The 17,151-nt window shown below is 65.7% G+C and carries 18 protein-coding genes; 11 read left to right on the top strand and 7 right to left on the bottom strand.

The window, feature by feature from the left end; translation table 11 throughout:
• Positions 1-232: 232 nt before the first annotated feature.
• The 6 genes from ACIGHN_RS08900 to ACIGHN_RS08875 all read left to right on the top strand — a co-directional run bounded on the left by ACIGHN_RS08900 (position 233) and on the right by ACIGHN_RS08875 (position 4,615).
• Positions 233-772 (top strand): TRAP transporter small permease subunit, encoded by a 540-nt coding sequence (locus ACIGHN_RS08900; RefSeq protein ID WP_396504073.1) that lies wholly within the window; start codon positions 233-235, stop codon positions 770-772.
• Between the two features lie 122 nt (positions 773-894).
• Positions 895-2,433, top strand: coding sequence for a TRAP transporter large permease subunit (locus ACIGHN_RS08895; protein WP_396504072.1), 1,539 nt, complete (start codon positions 895-897; stop codon positions 2,431-2,433).
• A 37-nt stretch (positions 2,434-2,470) separates the two neighbouring features.
• Positions 2,471-2,962, top strand: a complete 492-nt coding sequence (locus tag ACIGHN_RS08890; protein ID WP_235503937.1) for a hypothetical protein — start codon at positions 2,471-2,473, stop codon at positions 2,960-2,962.
• A 278-nt stretch (positions 2,963-3,240) separates the two neighbouring features.
• Positions 3,241-3,654, top strand: coding sequence for a hypothetical protein (locus tag ACIGHN_RS08885; protein WP_396504071.1), 414 nt, complete (start codon positions 3,241-3,243; stop codon positions 3,652-3,654).
• 32 nt (positions 3,655-3,686) lie between these two features.
• Positions 3,687-3,896 (top strand): hypothetical protein, encoded by a 210-nt coding sequence (locus ACIGHN_RS08880; RefSeq protein WP_082485763.1) that lies wholly within the window; start codon positions 3,687-3,689, stop codon positions 3,894-3,896.
• A gap of 152 nt (positions 3,897-4,048) precedes the next feature.
• Entirely contained in the window at positions 4,049-4,615 is a 567-nt protein-coding gene (locus ACIGHN_RS08875) for a dihydrofolate reductase family protein (RefSeq protein WP_396504070.1), read from the top strand.
• Positions 4,616-4,704: 89 nt separating this feature from the next.
• On the opposite strand, the gene ACIGHN_RS08870 is transcribed toward ACIGHN_RS08875, so the two are convergent.
• From ACIGHN_RS08870 to ACIGHN_RS08850, 5 genes are all read right to left on the bottom strand, one after another.
• Positions 4,705-5,787, bottom strand: a complete 1,083-nt coding sequence (locus tag ACIGHN_RS08870; RefSeq protein ID WP_056412974.1) for a TRAP transporter substrate-binding protein — start codon at positions 5,785-5,787, stop codon at positions 4,705-4,707.
• Between the two features lie 337 nt (positions 5,788-6,124).
• Complete coding sequence (locus tag ACIGHN_RS08865) at positions 6,125-7,207, bottom strand: TRAP transporter substrate-binding protein (protein WP_396504069.1); 1,083 nt, start codon at positions 7,205-7,207, stop codon at positions 6,125-6,127.
• 354 nt (positions 7,208-7,561) lie between these two features.
• Complete coding sequence (dxs, locus tag ACIGHN_RS08860) at positions 7,562-9,451, bottom strand: 1-deoxy-D-xylulose-5-phosphate synthase (RefSeq protein WP_396504068.1); 1,890 nt, start codon at positions 9,449-9,451, stop codon at positions 7,562-7,564.
• A 91-nt stretch (positions 9,452-9,542) separates the two neighbouring features.
• Positions 9,543-10,517 (bottom strand): polyprenyl synthetase family protein, encoded by a 975-nt coding sequence (locus ACIGHN_RS08855; protein ID WP_056412966.1) that lies wholly within the window; start codon positions 10,515-10,517, stop codon positions 9,543-9,545.
• On the bottom strand, positions 10,514-10,756 hold the full coding sequence (locus ACIGHN_RS08850) for an exodeoxyribonuclease VII small subunit (protein WP_056412963.1): 243 nt from the start codon (positions 10,754-10,756) through the stop codon (positions 10,514-10,516). Before ACIGHN_RS08850 ends, ACIGHN_RS08855 begins: the two co-directional genes overlap by 4 nt.
• Before the next feature lie 333 nt (positions 10,757-11,089).
• Here ACIGHN_RS08850 and ACIGHN_RS08845 point away from each other — a divergent pair, with 333 nt between their 5' ends.
• The 5 genes from ACIGHN_RS08845 (at position 11,090) to flhC (ending at position 15,640) form a co-directional block, all read left to right on the top strand.
• On the top strand, positions 11,090-12,220 hold the full coding sequence (locus ACIGHN_RS08845) for an aromatic ring-hydroxylating dioxygenase subunit alpha (protein ID WP_396504067.1): 1,131 nt from the start codon (positions 11,090-11,092) through the stop codon (positions 12,218-12,220).
• Between the two features lie 264 nt (positions 12,221-12,484).
• Positions 12,485-13,396, top strand: a complete 912-nt coding sequence (locus ACIGHN_RS08840) for a DMT family transporter (protein ID WP_056412959.1) — start codon at positions 12,485-12,487, stop codon at positions 13,394-13,396.
• Between the two features lie 70 nt (positions 13,397-13,466).
• A complete protein-coding gene (locus ACIGHN_RS08835) occupies positions 13,467-14,372 on the top strand; it encodes a sulfurtransferase (protein WP_396504066.1) in 906 nt (301 codons plus the stop codon).
• A 319-nt stretch (positions 14,373-14,691) separates the two neighbouring features.
• Positions 14,692-15,018: a flagellar transcriptional regulator FlhD gene (gene flhD / locus ACIGHN_RS08830; protein ID WP_008902803.1), complete on the top strand. Its 327-nt coding sequence runs from the start codon at positions 14,692-14,694 to the stop codon at positions 15,016-15,018.
• 55 nt (positions 15,019-15,073) lie between these two features.
• Positions 15,074-15,640 (top strand): flagellar transcriptional regulator FlhC, encoded by a 567-nt coding sequence (gene flhC / locus ACIGHN_RS08825; protein WP_396504065.1) that lies wholly within the window; start codon positions 15,074-15,076, stop codon positions 15,638-15,640.
• 181 nt (positions 15,641-15,821) lie between these two features.
• Here flhC and ACIGHN_RS08820 read toward each other — a convergent pair whose 3' ends face one another.
• Together ACIGHN_RS08820 and ACIGHN_RS08815 are read right to left on the bottom strand one after the other, a co-directional pair.
• On the bottom strand, positions 15,822-16,400 hold the full coding sequence (locus ACIGHN_RS08820; RefSeq protein ID WP_396504064.1) for a FlgO family outer membrane protein: 579 nt from the start codon (positions 16,398-16,400) through the stop codon (positions 15,822-15,824).
• On the bottom strand, positions 16,397-17,143 hold the full coding sequence (locus ACIGHN_RS08815; protein ID WP_056412948.1) for a hypothetical protein: 747 nt from the start codon (positions 17,141-17,143) through the stop codon (positions 16,397-16,399). The genes ACIGHN_RS08820 and ACIGHN_RS08815 overlap by 4 nt, the downstream gene beginning before the upstream one ends.
• Positions 17,144-17,151: the final 8 nt, after the last annotated feature.

Raw genomic sequence — 17,151 nt, 5'->3', positions numbered from 1 at the left:
GCCGCACAAGCGCATGCTGCGGGGGTGGTGCCAAGAGGGAAAATGGTGTGGGGATACCGGCGCGCGAAGCCTCGGAAAGCGCCGATGAAGGGGCCCGACCCTGAGGAAAACCCCATGTCGGCGCGTCAGGCTTTCTTCAGCGCTTGGGGAGTAGGATGCGCGTTACTTTCAGACACCCTCGGGCCCGGCAGCGCATTGGGCCCGCCCCATTTTCATACTCAGGAGACACAACGTGTCAACACTTCTCAAATTGGCCTTGGGCATGGACTGGATTTCCAGCAAGCTCAGCAAGATCGCCACCTGGACCGTCCTCGCCGCCGCCCTCATCTCTGCCGGCAACGCCTTCGTGCGCTACGGCATCGACATGAGCTCCAACGCCTGGCTCGAGATCCAGTGGTACCTGTTTGCCGCCACCGTCATGCTGGGCGCGCCCTTCGTGCTGATGCTCAACGAGCATGTGCGCGTGGACATCATCTACGGCAAGCTGCGCGGCAACAAGCAGGTGTATGTGGACATCATGGGCCTGGCGCTGTTCCTGCTGCCCGCCATGGCGCTCATCGCGTACCTGAGCTGGCCCCTGTTCGAGCGCGCCTTCCTGTCGGGCGAGATGTCGGGCAACTCCGGCGGCCTGATCCGCTGGCCCGCCATCATCCTGATGCCCGTCGGCTTCACCCTGATGGTCCTGCAGGGCCTGGCCGAGATCATCAAGCGCGTGGCCTACCTGCGCGGCATCTACCAGATGAACACCCACTACGAAAAGCCGGTGCAGTAAGCAGCCCGCTCCTTGGGCCGCCCCCTCCAGGACGCGCCATGAAGAAGACCCCGCGGCACCCCGGCCCCGCCTGCTAGGACGGCCTGCCGCGCTCTCACTCCCGGAATTTCAGGAACAACAAAATGCACATGGAAAACTTCGCCCCGATCATGTTCGCGGGGCTGGTGGTGGTGATGCTGATCGGCTTCCCCGTCGCCTTCTCACTTGCCGCCCTGGGGCTGGCGTCGGGCTTCTTCGCCATCGAGATGGGGTGGTTCCCGCCCGTGTTCATGGCCAACCTGCCCATCAACATCTTCGGCATCCTCTCCAACGAGCTGCTGCTGGCGATCCCGTTCTTCACCTTCATGGGCGCGATCCTGGAGAAGTGCGGCCTGGCGGAAGACATGCTCGACTCGATGGGCCAGCTCTTCGGCACCGTGCGCGGCGGCCTGGGCTACTCGGTCATCATCGTGGGCTTCATCCTCGGCGCCATCACCGGCACCGTGGCCGGCCAGGTGATCGCCATGGCGCTGATCTCGCTGCCCGTGATGATCCGCTACGGCTACAACATGCGCTACGCCACCGGCGTGCTGGCCGCCTCGGGCACCATCACGCAGCTGGTGCCGCCGTCGCTCGTGCTGATCGTCATGGCCGACCAGCTCGGCCGCTCGGTGGGCGACATGTACCGCGGCGCCTGGGGCCCCTCCATCCTGCAGGTGCTGATCTTCGCGGGCTACACCTTCTTCCTGGGCGTGTTCAAGCCGCACTACCTGCCGGGCATTCCGAAGGAAGCGCGCACCATGTCGGGCGCCAAGCTCTGGCTCAAGTGCCTGCGCGGCATCATCCCGTCGGCGCTGCTGATCTTTGCGGTGCTGGGCTCCATGGGCGGCCTGCCCGGTATCGACACCGCCATCGCCACCCCCACCGAAGCCGGTGCCATGGGCGTGGTCGGCGCCATGCTGCTGGCGGCCATCCACAGGCGCCTCACCTTGTCGCTGATGTGGGAGGCCATGCAAGGCACGATGCGGCTCACGGCCATGGTCGTCTTCATCCTGATCGGTGCCCGGGTGTTTTCGATGGTGTTCCAGGGCGTGGACGGTGCCAAGTGGGTCGAGCACATGCTCTCGGGCCTGCCCGGCGGCCAGGTCGGCTTCCTGATCGCCGTCAACCTGTTCATCTTCTTCCTGGCGTTCTTCCTCGACTTCTTCGAGATCGCCTTCATCATCCTGCCCATGCTGGGCCCGGTGGCCGACAAGCTCGGCATCGACCTGATCTGGTTCGGCGTGCTGCTGTGCGTGAACATGCAAACGAGCTTCATGCACCCGCCCTTCGGCTTTGCGCTGTTCTACCTGCGCGGCATTGCCAACACGCTGTTCAAGGAAGGCCGCATTCCCAAGCCCGTGCTGTCCAGCGACATCTACATGGGCGCGATCCCCTGGGTGATCATGCAGCTGCTGCTGGTGGCCATCGTGATCTTCGTGCCCCAGACCGTGACGATGTTCCTGCCCAAGGCCGAGGTGATCGACACCGACAAGGTGCAGATCGAAGTGCCGGTGGACGACATGCGCAGCGAAGAGTCATCGTCGGGCGGCGAGAACCCCTTTGGCGACTCCGCCACCCCACCCGCCGAGCCTGCCACGCCGGCAGACCCCGCGGCAGCGCCGGCCGAGCCTGCCAAGTGATGGCATCCGTGATCGCACGAACCAAGGTGGCCTGCGCATGCTGATGAACATCACGCCGCAGCCCCTGATGGAGCCCTTCCGCTTTGCCCCGAAAGACGGTGAAGTGAACGGCGCGGCGTTCTCGCCCACCTTCCGGGCGTTTGCCACGCTGATCGTGGGCGGCTGCACCCTGTGGTTCTACCAGCTGTGGTCGCGCGGCGCCCTGGGCAGCGGCGTGAGCAACGGCACGGGGTGGTTCATCGCCGGCCTGTTGCTGATGGCCTGGACCTGGTGGAGCATCATGGTCAGCCGCACCCGTATCACCCCCAGCGGCCTGCACCAGCGCTGGGTGTGGGACAAGTCCATGGCTTTTGACGACCTGGCCTACGTGCGCCTGATCCGCGTGCCGGGCTTGAGCTGGTTGATTGCGCCGCGGCTATATGTGCGGACGCTGGCGGGCAAGTTCACGGTGTTCTACGGCGCGACACCGCAGCTCATGGCGGAGTTCGAGCGGATCGGGGCGGAGCTGAAGGCGTTTCGGCAGTTTTGACCGCAACAGCACTGGACATTGCCCCGGGCTCAGAAAAACCACAACCGCGCTGAGGCGCGGTTTTTTCTTGCCGGGTGATCGCGGCATGCCGGTGTATGGTGGACCGTTGCGTCTTGACTCAACGCCACAGTGAGTGGGTAGACTTCCCGCATCGGCCCCATGCGGTCCGCCAAAGACTGGGCGTCGAAGACTGCTCCAAGCTGATCTGATTCAACAGGGTCTGCGACTTTGGCAACCAAGGCAACCATGGCGACTGATGGCGCTTTGCAAGGAAATAAATGCTGTTAACAGATATAGCTGTGGAGCACACGCTGGTGTCCAAGAAGGATGGCGTTCGTCAGACGTTCTTGCTGCACCCGTTCACCGATACGCAGCGAGATTCGCTGGGTAAATTCGAGATCGTTCGTGACATCCAGGAGCCTGGACACAAGGACGTCAAACGTTCAACTTTCGTGACGTTCCAACAATTGGCGGAGCTGTATGCCAAGGGTGTACTCGAAGAATTCGGGTTTTCCGTTCGCATGTGTCCGGGCCAGGGCACCTACCCCTCCAAGCTTCCAGCAAAAAAGATACTGCCTTCGAATATCAAGCCAGGCTCACCGTTCGACCTGGCCGTTCAACAGGTGGATGTGTCGAAGTCTGCGACTCGCGAGTTGAGGACAGCCTTGCTGCGCACCAGCGTCAAGCTTTGAGGCCAACTGCGCCGATTGATGTGGGAGTAACTGTGAATTCATCCGTTGCACATTCCGAACTCATTGCCACGTTCAGACGGGCTCAGGCAGATGCCGCTCACAAGCTCGGATTGATCAAAGCTGCGGAGAACAAGGGCCCCAGGGCCATCCAAGCTGCGGTCGAAACCGCTGCAAAGGCGGTAAAACGCAGAGACTCGTATGCGAAAAAACTGGACAACCTGGGGGTGAGCCTCAAGGAATGAGTGCAGCCGAACCTGCGGCTCGGCACCAGCGATGGGTCAGCACCCACAAGTGGTGTGTGCAGCAACGAGGGAAAAGACACAAGAGCGCAGCAGTGGCCGCAATTGCTAGACAGCGGCTCTGAACACCTGATCACCCAACGCGGAGCCATCCCATGGGACTTCTCACCTTCAGCCTCAACCTCACCCTGGACGGCTGTGCCGACCACCAAGAGGGCATTGCCGACGACGAGACACACGCCTTCTTCACCCAGCTCATGGACGAGCACGGCGCAATGCTCTGGGGCCGCGTCACCTACGAGATGATGGAGGGCTACTGGCCGGGCGTCGCGCGTGGCGATGTGCAGGCGCCGCCGGCCGTGCGCGAGTGGGCGGTGAAGCTGGAGGCCAAGCCGAAGTACGTGGTCTCGTCCACACGCAAAGATTTCCCGTGGACCCAAAGCCACCACATCGCTGGCGGTGCTGACTTGCCAGAGGAGGTGCAGGCGCTGAAGGACGCGACAGCTGCTGGCGTGCTGCTCGGCAGCGGCCAGCTCGCGGCGGCGCTGGATGCGCTGGACCTGATCGACGAGTACCGATTTCTGGTGCATCCCCGCATCGCGGGCCACGGACCGACGCTGTACGCCAGCGGGCTGCCTGGCACGCGACGGCTGGCGTTGATTGCTGCGGCGCCTATGCGCAACGGCGCCGTCGCCCTGCACTACCGGCGAGCGCGTGACTGAGTGCGGAATGGGGAAGCTTCTTCACGCCGCCCATAAAAAAACCGCGCCGAAGCGCGGTTTTTTGTTGCAATGCCTGGCGCAGCGCCAGATCAGAGCTTGATGGTCTGCATGTAGCTGTCGAACCGGCCTTCGGCCACGCGGAACCATGCCACCTGGTCCTTCTGGAATGCGGCGAAGTCGGTGTAGATCTTCTTCCACTCGGGGCTCTTGGCGCTGTTTTCTTCGTACACGGCCAGCGAGGCCTTGAACGATGCGTCCAGGATTTCCTTGCTGAAAGGCAGCAGCTTGGTCTTGGCGCCGATCAGTTGCTTCAAGGCGACGGGGTTGCGGGCGTCGTACTTGGCCAGCATGTCCACCGAAGCCTGCGCCGAAGCGGCGGCGATGATGGCCTTGTTTTCGGACGACAGGGCATCGAAGGCCTTCTTGTTGACGAAGAAGTCCACTTCAGGACCGCCTTCCCACCAGCCGGGGTAGTAGTAGTTCGGAGCGACCTTGTTGAAGCCCAGCTTCTGGTCGTCGTACGGGCCCACCCACTCGGCCGCGTCGATCGTGCCCTTTTCCAGCGCTTGATAGATTTCGCCGCCAGGGATGCTCTGGGGCACCACGCCCATCTTGGTCATCACGTCGCCCACCAGGCCGCCGCCCAGGCGCATCTTCAGGCCCTTCAGGTCGGCTGCGGTCTTGATTTCCTTGCGGAACCAGCCGCCCATCTGCGTGCCGGTGTTGCCGCCCGCAAAGCTGAGCATGCCGTAGCCGCCGTAGAACTCGTCCATCAGCTTGCGGCCATTGCCGTGCAGCATCCAGGCGTTCATCTGGCGGGCGTTCATACCGAAAGGAATGGCCGAACCGATGGCGAACGCGGGGTTCTTGCCGTAGAAGTAGTAAGGCACGGTGTGCGCCATTTCGACGGAGCCCTGCTGCACGCCGTCGACCACGCCGAAGGGAGGCATCAGCTCGCCACCCGCGTGGACCGAGATCTCGAACTTGCCGCCGGACATCGCCTTGACGGCGTTGGCGAACACTTCAGCGCCACCGTAGATGGTGTCCAGGGGCTTGGGGAAGCTCGATGCCAGGCGCCAGCGCACTGCGGCTTGCGCGTGCACTGCTGGTGCCACTCCGGCGGCCAGCACACCGGCAATACCTGCCTGCTTGATGATTGAACGACGATCCATGAGTTCTCTCCGAAATACTTGTGATTGCACACCCTGGCACGCAAGCGGGTCGCCCGCAGCCAAGGACCTTCTAGCCCGATTGATTGTAGGAACATGCCCCCCCGCGGATTTGGGGGTTTTCCCGTGAAAGCCCGGCGCGCGCATACGGGCTTCAGGGTTCTGCAAGCATCGCGATTCAGAGCGCCAACGATGGCTCTGCGGAGTCACAGCGCGCAAGCGCCATCACCAGCCGCAGAAACTGGCGCGCCCCATGCGAGTGCACCCGCGGAACTGGCTTTGCCAGGCCGCTGGGTGCGTCCCCCTCAGGGGGAAGGCGCCGCAGGCGACTCAGGGGGAGCTAAATCTTCTGCGCCGACATGAACGTGTCATACCGCGCTTCCGCAAACCGGAACCACAGGATCTGGTCGCGCTGGAAGTTGCGCATGTCGCCGTAGATCTTCTTCCACTCCGGGCTCTTGGAGTCGTTCTGCGCAAAGACTTCCATCGATGCCTTGAACGCAGCGTCCATCACGGTCTGCGAGAACGGGAGCACCTTGGTCTTGGCGGCCACCAGTTGCTTGAGCGCGTTGGGATTGAGCGCGTCGTACCGGGCGAGCATGTCCGTGTGCGCTATCGATGCCGCAGCCTCGATGATGAAGCGGTAGTCTGGCGTGAGCGACTCGTAGGCCTTCTTGTTCACATAGAGGTCGACCTCGGGGCCGCCCTCCCACCAGCCGGGGTAATAGTAGTAAGGCGCCACCTTGTTGAAGCCCAGCTTCTGGTCATCGTAAGGGCCGATCCACTCGGCCGCATCGATCACGCCCTTTTGCAGCGCCTGGTAGATCTCGCCGCCCGGCAGGCTCTGCGGAATGGCGCCCAGCCTCTGCATGACCTCGGCCACCAAGCCGCCACCCACCCGGATCTTCAGGCCTTTGAAGTCCGCAGGCGTCTTGATCTCGCGCAGGAACCAGCCGCCCATCTGCGTGCCTGTGTTGCCGCAGGCAAAACTCACGATGTTGTAGCCGGCGTAGAACTCGTTCATGAGCTTGCGCCCGTTGCCATGCAGCATCCACGCACTCATCTGGCGGGCATTGAAGCCGAAAGGCACCGCACAACCCAGCGCGAACGCCGGGTTCTTGGCGTAGAAGTAATACGGCACGGCGTGGCACATCTCCACCGCGCCGCTCTGCACGCCATCCACCACGTCGAACGGGGGCATGAGTTCTCCGCCGGGGTGGACCGAGATCTCGAACTTGCCGTTGGACAGGGTGCGCACGGCCTTCGCGAACACCTCGGCGCCGCCGAAGATGTTGTCCGAGGAGCGCGGGAAACTGGATGCTATGCGCCACCGCAGCGTGGGCTGGGCATGCACGGCCGGCGCAACGCCTGTGGCCAGTACACCCGCCAGACCGGAGTGCTTGATGAGCGAACGGCGATCCATACAAAAAGTCTCCAGAGGGGTGGTAGTGCCGGAAGGGAGCAGCCAGGGCACCCTTGCAGCGCCCGCACGGGCTGGTGGCCCGTTGCTTTTTGACGCAATTGTAGAAGGCAGGGGTGCGGACTGCCCTCTAGGTTTTCCCGGGCGCCGGGCGAGGTATCTCTGCGCCCGGCCGAAGCCGTCCAGGGCCGCAGCGGCAACTGCCCCGCTCTGGCCGATCGCAGTGCAAGGTGACGCCGAAGCGATGGCGCCGCACGCGGCGACGCTCCGAACGCGGCCGGCCATCAGTGCACGGCCTGTGCGGGCCGCCCATGCCAGTAGCCATTGCCGCACCACCGCCCCCTGGCGGTGTGCCGATCAGGACGCCAGAAAGCGTTGGCGGATCGCCCGCTCGATGCCCGCGGCATCCAGGCCCTGCAGTGAAAGCAGCTTGGCCGGGTCGCCATGCTCGATGAAGACATCGGGCAGGCCCAATTGCAGCACGGGGCGCACGATGCCCATGGCGTTGAGCGCCTCGGTCACGGCGCTGCCTGCGCCGCCCTGGATGGCGCCCTCTTCCAGCGTCACCAGCACATCGTGGCGCTCGGCCACGTCGCGCAGCAGGGCCTCGTCGATGGGCTTGGCCCAGCGCATGTTGGCCACGGTGGCATCGAGCGCCTCACCGGCCTGCAGGGCCGGGTACAGCAGCGTGCCGAAGGCGAGGATGGCGATGCGCGGGGTGCTGCCGGGCGCAGCAGTGCCCTGGCGCTCGCGGCGGATCTCGCCCTTGCCGAACGGCAGGCCTTCCAGCCCCGGCAGGGGTGCCACGCCAGCGCCGCTGCCGCGCGGGTAGCGCACGGCCACGGGGTGGTTCTGCGCGAACGCGGTGGACAGCAACTGGCGGCATTCGCGCTCGTCGGCCGGGCACGCCATGCTCATGTTGGGAATGCAGCGCACGAAGGGGATGTCGTACGCCCCCGCGTGCGTGGCGCCGTCGGCCCCCACCAGGCCCGCGCGGTCGAGCGCAAAGACCACCGGCAGGTTCTGCAGCGCCACGTCGTGGATCAGCTGGTCGTAGCCGCGCTGCAAGAATGTGGAGTAGATCGCCACCACGGGCTTGACGCCCTCGCAGGCCATGCCGCCCGCAAAGGTCACCGCGTGCTGCTCGGCAATGCCAACGTCGTAGTAGCGGTCGGGGAAGCGCTTTTCGAACTCGACCATGCCCGAGCCTTCGCGCATGGCGGGCGTGATGCCCACCAGGCGCGTGTCGTGCGCGGCCATGTCGCACAGCCACTGGCCGAACACCTGCGTGAACGTGGGCTTGGGCGGTGTGGCAGGCTTGGTCAGGCCCACGCTGGGGTCGAACTTGCCCGGGCCGTGGTAGGCCACGGGGTCGGCCTCGGCCAGCTTGTAGCCCTGGCCCTTTTTGGTCACCACATGCAGGAACTGCGGGCCCTTGAGGCTCTTGATGTTCTCAAGCGTGGGGATGAGCGAGTCGAGGTCGTGCCCGTCGATGGGGCCGATGTAGTTGAAGCCGAATTTTTCGAACAGCGTGGCGGGCACCACCATGCCCTTGGCCTGCTGCTCGAAGCGCTTGGCCAGCTCCAGCAGCGGCGGCACGGGCTTGAGCACGGTCTTGCCCACGTTCTTGGCGGCCGCGTAGAACTGGCCGCTCATGAGCTGCGCCAGGTACCGGTTGAGCGCACCCACCGGCGGGCTGATTGACATGTCGTTGTCGTTGAGCACCACGAGCAGGTTGGCATCGGCCACGCCGGCGTTGTTCAGCGCCTCGAAGGCCATGCCGGCCGTCATGGCGCCGTCGCCGATGATGGCCACCGCGTGGCGGTTTTCGCCCTTGAGCTTGGCCGCCAGGGCCATGCCCAGCGCGGCCGAGATGCTGGTGCTGGAATGCGCGGTGCCGAAGGTGTCGTACGGGCTCTCGGCCCGCTGCGGAAAGCCCGATATGCCGCCCATCTGCCGCAGCGTCTGCATGCGGTCGCGCCGGCCGGTCAGGATCTTGTGCGGATAGGTCTGGTGGCCCACGTCCCACACCAGCCGGTCTTCGGGGGTGTTGAAGACGTGGTGCAGGGCCACCGTCAACTCGACCGTGCCCAGGTTGGAGCTCAGGTGCCCACCGGTCTGCGAGACGCTTTGCAGCACGAACTCGCGCAGTTCGGTGGCCAGCGCCTTGAGGTCTGCGCGGGAGAGCTGGCGCAGGTCTGCCGGGTCGTTGATGGTCTGCAGCAGGGGAAAGGACGTGGTTGACATTACTATTCTTTTGATAGCTGCCAGCGCTTGCTGGACAAGCGGCAGGGGCTGGTTTTCATCGTGATCTGCGCCAGCGGTGCAAGAACGGGAGTCAGTGGGAGCGGCGCACGACCATGTCGGCCAGCGCCCCCAGGGCACGGGTGTCGGGCAGGCCGCTGCGCTCAAGCGCCGCCTGCGACTCCCGCAGCAGCTCTTGCGCATAGGCCTGCGCACGCGCAAGGCCCAGCAGCGACACATAGGTGGGCTTGTCGGCCGCGGCATCCTTGCCGGCCGTCTTGCCGAGCGTGGCCGAATCGGCCACCACGTCCAGGATGTCGTCCACCACCTGGAAGGCCAGGCCCATGGCGGCGCCGTAGTCGGACAGCGCCTGGTACGCCGGCTGCGCGGCGTGGCCGCACACGGCGCCCATGAGCACGCTGCCCTGCAGCAGCGCGCCGGTCTTGAGGCGGTGCATCTGGCGCAACTGGTCTTCGGTCAATGCCAGGCCCACGCTGGCCAGGTCGATCGCCTGCCCGCCCGCCATGCCGGCCGAGCCCGCCGCGCGCGCCAGCAGGCGGCACAGCGTGGCCTGTGTGGCAGGGGGAATGGCACTGCCGTCGGGCGTGAGCAGCTCGAACGCAAACGCCTGCAGCGCGTCGCCCGCCAGCAGGGCCTGCGCCTCGCCGAACTGCACGTGCACCGTGGGCTTGCCCCGGCGCAGCACGTCGTTGTCCATGCAGGGCATGTCGTCGTGCACCAGCGAGTACGCGTGGATCAGCTCGACCGCGCACGCGGCCCGCAAGGCGGCGTCGTCGGCCGCAGTGGCCGGTGCAGCCGCTGCCGCTGCGGGTTGGCCGCTGCACACGGCCTCGTACGCGGCCAGTACCAACAGGGGCCGCAGCCGCTTGCCGCCATCGAGCACCGCGTAGCGCATCGCATCGCCCAGGCCGGCCGGCGCACCGTCGCCCACCCAGAGGGACAGGGCCTGTTCCACGCGGGCGAGGTGGTGGTGGCTCCAGGGGCCGGCTTCAAATTCAAAAGGCACGGGATTCGTTGCTGCGGATGTTGGCGCGGGCACTGCACTCATTCCTGGCTCCATGGTTGCAGCTGGCCGTCGTCCAGCACCTTGATCTGGTCCTGCACGGCTTCGAGCCGCTGCCGGCAAAAGGCCAGCAGCGTGGCGCCGCGCTGGTAGCCGGCCAGCATCTGGTCCAGCGGCAGCTGGCCCGACTCGATGCGGGCCACAAGCTGCTCCAGTTCTTCCAGCGCCGCTTCGTAGCTGGCGGGTTCGGAAGGAGGCGCGGGGGTGGCGGGGGCCTTGGGCATGGAGGGGGCGCAGAGCGCGGGTGAAAAAACCGGTCATTTTAGGCGCACCACTGCGGCGCAGGGGACCTCGGCCACGGGAATGGCGGCGCCGCGGACCGCGCCAGCTGGCCAGCCAACCCGCCCATGGGCCCGGACACTGCGGGCGGTTTGATTTTGATCTGCATCTAGAACGAAGCTTTTCAATACACGTAGCTGGGATGCGGGAATAACCCCACCGCCTATAATCCCATTCCCGCACACCGGCTCAGCTTCCCTAGCCGGTTTCTTTTTTCTGGATGCGCTTCGGCGCACCTCCCGCACTTCCCTGTGGGGAGTCTTTAGGTCAGGTCACCCATGTCTGATTTAAGTCTTCAACTGCAGCAGGCCGCAAGCCAACTACCAGTTTCAAGCTACTTTGACGAGGCGCTGTTCCAGCGCGAGCTAGCCACTATCTTCCAGCGCGGGCCCCGCTATGTGGGGCACCAACTGAGCGTGCCGAATGCCGGCGACTACTACGCCCTGCCCCAGGAGGGCGAAGGCCGCGCGCTGGTGCGCAACGCCCAGGGCGGCATCGAGCTGGTCTCCAACGTCTGCCGCCACCGCCAGGCCGTCATGCTCAAGGGCAAGGGCTCGCTGCAAGGCCAGGGCAAGGGCCATGCGGGCGGCAACATCGTGTGCCCCCTGCACCGCTGGACGTACAGCCCGAAGGGCGAACTGCTGGGCGCGCCCCACTTCTCGCACGATCCCTGCCTGGACCTGAACAACTACAAGCTGCGGGAGTGGAACGGGCTCCTCTTCGAAGACAACGGCTACGACGTGGCTGCCGACCTGGCCCAGATGGGCCCGCGCGCCGACCTCAGCTTCGACGGCTACGTGCTCGACCATGTGGAACTGCACGAGTGCAACTACAACTGGAAGACCTTCATCGAGGTCTACCTGGAGGACTACCACGTCGGCCCGTTCCACCCGGGCCTGGGCAGCTTCGTGACGTGCGACGACCTGCGCTGGGAATTCGGCAAGAACTACTCGGTGCAGACCGTGGGCGTGGCCAACCGCCTGGGCAAGGCCGGCAGCCCCGTGTACGAGCGCTGGCACGAGGCACTGCTCGCCTTCCGCGAGGGCAAGCCGCCCAAGCACGGCGCGATCTGGCTCACGCTGTACCCGCACATCATGGTGGAGTGGTACCCGCACGTGCTGACCGTGTCCACGCTGCACCCCATCAGCCCGACCAAGACCATGAACATGGTGGAGTTCTACTACCCCGAAGAGATCGCTGCGTTCGAGCGCGAATTCGTCGAGGCGCAGAAGGCTGCCTACATGGAGACCTGCGTCGAGGACGACGAGATCGGCGAACGCATGGACGCCGGCCGCAAGGCGCTGCTGGCGCGCGGCGACAACGAGGTCGGCCCCTACCAAAGCCCGATGGAAGACGGCATGCAGCACTTCCACGAGTGGTACCGCCAAGCCATGGGAAGCCCACTCTGAGTCGCTTCGCGCCTTCCCCCACGGTGGGGGGACGCCCCCAGCGCGGCGGGGCGGCCCTTGCGCGGGGACGCTGGATCAGGCCGCGACGGTTTCGCACGACGTGGACGCATTCCCCTTGCCGCCGTGACCGAATACCCGAACACTCGAACAGCGAGGTAAATGCTGTCGAGTAGCGGCAATTGCTGAAACCGCTCTCATTACAATAGCTGCCAGCGCTTGGTAATCCAGCGCGGCAGCTATTTTTACTTTCGAGACTCATTCCCCATGCAAGCCCTCTGGATGGTGTTGGCCGCGTTCCTGTTTGCCAGCATGGGCGTGTGCGTGAAGCTCGCCTCCAGCTTCTTCAACTCGGCCGAGCTGGTGTGCTACCGCGGCATCATCGGCATGGCCATCCTGTGGCTGCTGGCGCGCTCGCAAAAGGTGAGCCTGGCCACGCAGTACCCGGGCATGCACGCCTGGCGCAGCTCGGTGGGTGTGGTGTCCCTCGGGGCCTGGTTCTACGCCATCGCCCACCTCCCCCTGGCCACGGCCATGACGCTCAACTACATGAGCAGCGTGTGGATCGCGGCCTTCCTCATCGGCGGCACGCTGCTGGCCTGGCGCCCGTCGGCCACCACCCCGCGTCCCGCGCTGCAGGGCACGCTGATCGCCACCGTGCTCACCGGCTTCGTGGGCGTCGTGATGATGCTGCGCCCCAGCCTGGATGCGCACCAGGCCTTCGCCGGCATGATCGGCCTGATGTCGGGCCTGTCGGCCGCGTTTGCCTACATGCAGGTCGTGGCGCTGTCGCGCCTGGGCGAACCGGAGTCGCGCACGGTGTTCTACTTTGCGCTGGGCTCGGCGGTGGCGGGCGGCGCAGCGATGCTGTTCACCGGCACGTCGGTGTGGCCGGGCTGGCAGGCCCTGTGGCTGCTGCCCATCGGCATCCTGGCGGCGGGCGGCCAGCTGTGCATGACCAAGGCGTATGCCAGCGCCAAGACCCAGCGCGGCACGCTGGTCGTGGCCAACCTGCAGTACTCGGGCATCGTGTTCGCGGCGATCTACAGCGTGGCCCTGTTCGGCGACCAGCTGCCGCCCATCGCCTGGGCGGGCATGGCGCTCATCGTGGGCAGCGGCATCGCCGCCACCATCCTGCGCGCCCGCGCCGCACCCGGCGCGCCCGCCGAAGAACATTGATACGAAGTGGATGCGCGGGACCGCGCGCAACTGGACACAATGGAGCCCGTTGTTTTGACATCCCACTCCGATGACCACCTCCTACACCACCCTCATTTCCGCTTCTGAACTGCAGGCCCTGATCGACGGCGGCGCGCCGCTGATGGTGTTCGACTGCAGCTTCGAGCTGATGCAGCCCTCGGCCGGTGCACAGCAGTACGACCAGGCCCACATCCCAGGCGCCGTCTACGCCGACCTGGACCACCACCTGAGCGCCAAGCACGGCGCGCCCGGTGCGGGCGGCACCCTGACCGCGCAAGAGGCTGACAAGCCCGCGTCCGGCGGCCGCCACCCGCTGCCCAGCCGCGAACGATTTTCGATGTGGCTCTCGAGCGTGGGCTTTGCCAACCCCATGCAGGCCGTGGTGTACGACCGCCAGGGCGCCAACTACTGCGGTCGCCTGTGGTGGATGCTCAAGTGGGCGGGCCACGATGCGGTGGCCGTGCTCGACGGCGGCCTCCAGGCCTGGCAGGCGGCCGGTGGCGCGGTGACCAGCGGCGAAGAGCCCGCGCACTTCCAGTCCAACTTCGAGCTGGGCGAGCCCCTGCGCCGCCTGGCCACGGCCGACGAGGTGCTGGCCGGCCTGGGCAGCCCTGCGCAGAACGTGATCGACGCCCGTGCCGGCGCCCGCTTTCGCGGTGAGGTGGAGCCGCTGGACCCGGTGGCGGGCCACATCCCCGGCGCGCTGAACCGCCCGTTCGCCGAGAACATCGGCGCGGACGGCCGCTTCAAGCCCGCCGCCACGCTGCGCGCGGAGTTCGACACCCTGCTCGCAGGCCGTGACCCCGCCACCGTGGTGCACCAGTGCGGCAGCGGCGTGAGCGCCGTGCCCAACCTGCTGGCCATGGAAGTCGCCGGCCTGGGCCCTACCGCACTGTTTGCCGGCAGCTGGAGCGAGTGGTGCTCAGACCCCGCCCGCCCCGTCGAAAAAGGCTGATCCGCGCCACAACGTGCCGACGCGACATGTAAAACCGCAAAAAAGATGGTTTTGCAGGCGCTATCAAAACCATGAGCAGAACCGGGCAGGGTGTGCGCAAAGGCACAGCACCCCTGCACCAATGGAAATGCGGGACAGCGCCTGAGGTTCTTGTAAGGCAAATTCCTACACGGCCCACCGCACAACCAGACACGCGGCACATCCAAACCCCGACTTAATTTCTGATTGGGGCGGTTTCACAATCCATTTCAACGGATCACGCAAACCCTGCAACCAGCAGACAACGCAGGATCCGGGCAATGGAACAAAGGAAGCCGCCATGACCAACGAACAACTCCTCGCTGAAATCCGCGAAGCCAACCTCACTTACCTGATGCTGGCCCAGACCCTGATTCGCCAGGACAAGGCGGAAGCCGTGTTCCGCTTGGGCATGAACGAGGAGTCTGCCGATATTCTCGCTTCGCTGTCCGCAGCGCAAGTGATGAAGCTGGCCTCCCGCAACACGCTGCTGTGCAGCTTCCGCGTGGACGACAACCTGGTGTGGAGCTTGCTGACCAACCACTCGGCCAAGAAGGTGGGCAACGAAGCCACCAACACGCTGCACGCCAACATCCTGATGGCCAGCCGCGTGTCTGAAGTGCTCTGACACAGCAGCGCTTCACCCGCCCCGCCCCCACCGCCCACCCCGCCGAAAGCCCGCCATGTCGTCCACCACCCCTGCCGCCGCCGTCAAAGCCCCAGCCAAGAGCGTTCTGAACGAATCCAAGCAGATCGAACGCGCCGCCATGCTGATCCAGATGGGCGCCCGCATGCAGGTGCTGGAGTCGGAAACCACGCTGTCGTACGAGCGGCTGATCCGCCTGTACAAGGAGATCGCGGGCAAGTCGCCGTCCAAGGGACAGTTGCCCTTCTCGACCGACTGGTTCCTGACCTGGCAGGAAAACATCCACAGCTCGCTGTTCTTGAATATCTACGAATACCTGTCCAAGGGCGTGGACCTGGATTCTGTGGAACTGCTGACCAAGGCCTACCGCCTGTACAACGAACAGGTCGCCACCGCCGAGATCGAACCCCTGCTGTCCTTCACCCGCGCCTGGCGCCTGGTGAAATTCGTGGACGCCGGCATGCTCACCCGCACCAAGTGCTCGCAGTGCAGCGGCCAGTTCGTGACCGAGCTGTACGAAAACCGCCACTTCACCTGCGGCCTGTGCAACCCACCCGCACGCGCAGGCAAGAGCAAGACCGCCGGCGCGCTGATGCTGCATTGACCTTTCCAGCAAAAAGCCCCGCACGGACTACCGGCGGGGCTTTGGTGTTTCTGGAGGAGACAACAGTCCACTGGTCTATGAACTCGCATGGACCAAGCCAGTGCCCCCGCGCAAGGGCCGCCCCGCCGCGCTGGGGGCGTCCCCCTCGGGGGAAGGCGCGAAGCGGCTCAGGGGGGCTTCACTACCTTCCAGCCAGCAACGCCCGCACGTTCTCGTCCATCGGCACCGCATAGTTGTACGCCGCCACCACTGTGTTGCCCACGGGGTTCACCAGCTTCAGGCTGATGTAGACCACCGTCGTCGACACCGCGTATGTGCCCACCACCACGGCCTGCGCGTCCTGCGCCTGGCTCACCTCGCGCACCTCGCGCGACAGCAGCAACTCGCCCTGGTCGCGCTGCAGCAGCAGGTTGTCGCGCAGCTTCACCTCGGTCACCCGCAGCCCGCGATGCACCAGGCGGCCGGCGATCTGCTCGGAGAAGATGCGGCCCAGGCGGGACGATTCGGTCAGGCGGTCCACATTCACCAGCGTGGCCACGAGCACGGGCTGGCTCGCATCCAGCGGTGCGTACTGCAGCAGCGCGTCGGCGGCGCGTTCGTTGGTCTCGATCAGGTCGCTGCGCGAAACGCCACCGGCGCGGTCGCCATAGTAGTAGCTGTGCATGGGGTTCGAGGCACAGCCCTGCAGGCCCAGGGCCAGGCAGGCTGCGGCCAGCGCGTGCACGGCGCGGGTTGGGGCGCCAAGCAGACGGGGCCTCATGGCGCCACCACCCGCCAGGTCTTCATGGGCGTGGGGGGCGGCGGCATCGGCGGTGGCGGCTCCGGCGCCTTGGCCTTGTACAGGCCCGAGTCATCTTGTTCGATGTAGTACACGTCGGCCGTGCGCGCCAGATAGCGGTCGGCGCTCTCCAGCGAGGTGGTGATCAGCACTTCGGTGCGCGTGGGCCCGCCCGCGGCGGCGCCGCTGATGGCGTACTGCGTCAGGTCGGTGATCGCGCCCAGGGCCACGATCCCGCCGAGCATCGAGCCCGCGCTCTGGTGGTACAGGTGCCAGTCCCGCGCCACACCCACGCCCAGCGCAAGGCGGGTCCAGGGCATCGGGCCCATGCTGACGACCCGCGCCTCGTGCTGCACCAGCTGCGTCTCGAACGTCAGCGTCACGGCCGTCGGCTGGGTGGACAGCGTCACGCCCCGGTCCAGCAGGCGCGTGATGAGGAGCTTGCGAAACCCGTTGTTGAAGCTGGTGTCGCCCGCAGACGGCGCCACGTAGATGGGGTACTCGCCCGGCGGCCAGGCGCTGATCTTGCCCGCGACCCGGCTGGCCACATCGTCGGCCAGCACGTCCCAGTGGTGCACGGCGCGGGCCTTCTTCTGGTCGGTGGCGGGGTAGTTGTCGGCACGGGGCACATCCAGGGACGAGCAGCCCGCCAACAGCAGGACGATCGAGGCCGCCGCGGCGCGCCAGAGCACGCCCCCTACCGCTGGATGTCGTTGGTTTTTCATGCGCACGA

Origin of the sequence: Acidovorax sp. NPDC077693, assembly GCF_044542805.1 — a bacterium.
GTDB lineage: Bacteria > Pseudomonadota > Gammaproteobacteria > Burkholderiales > Burkholderiaceae_C > Acidovorax.
This window is presented reverse-complemented; position numbering and strand designations above follow the sequence as displayed.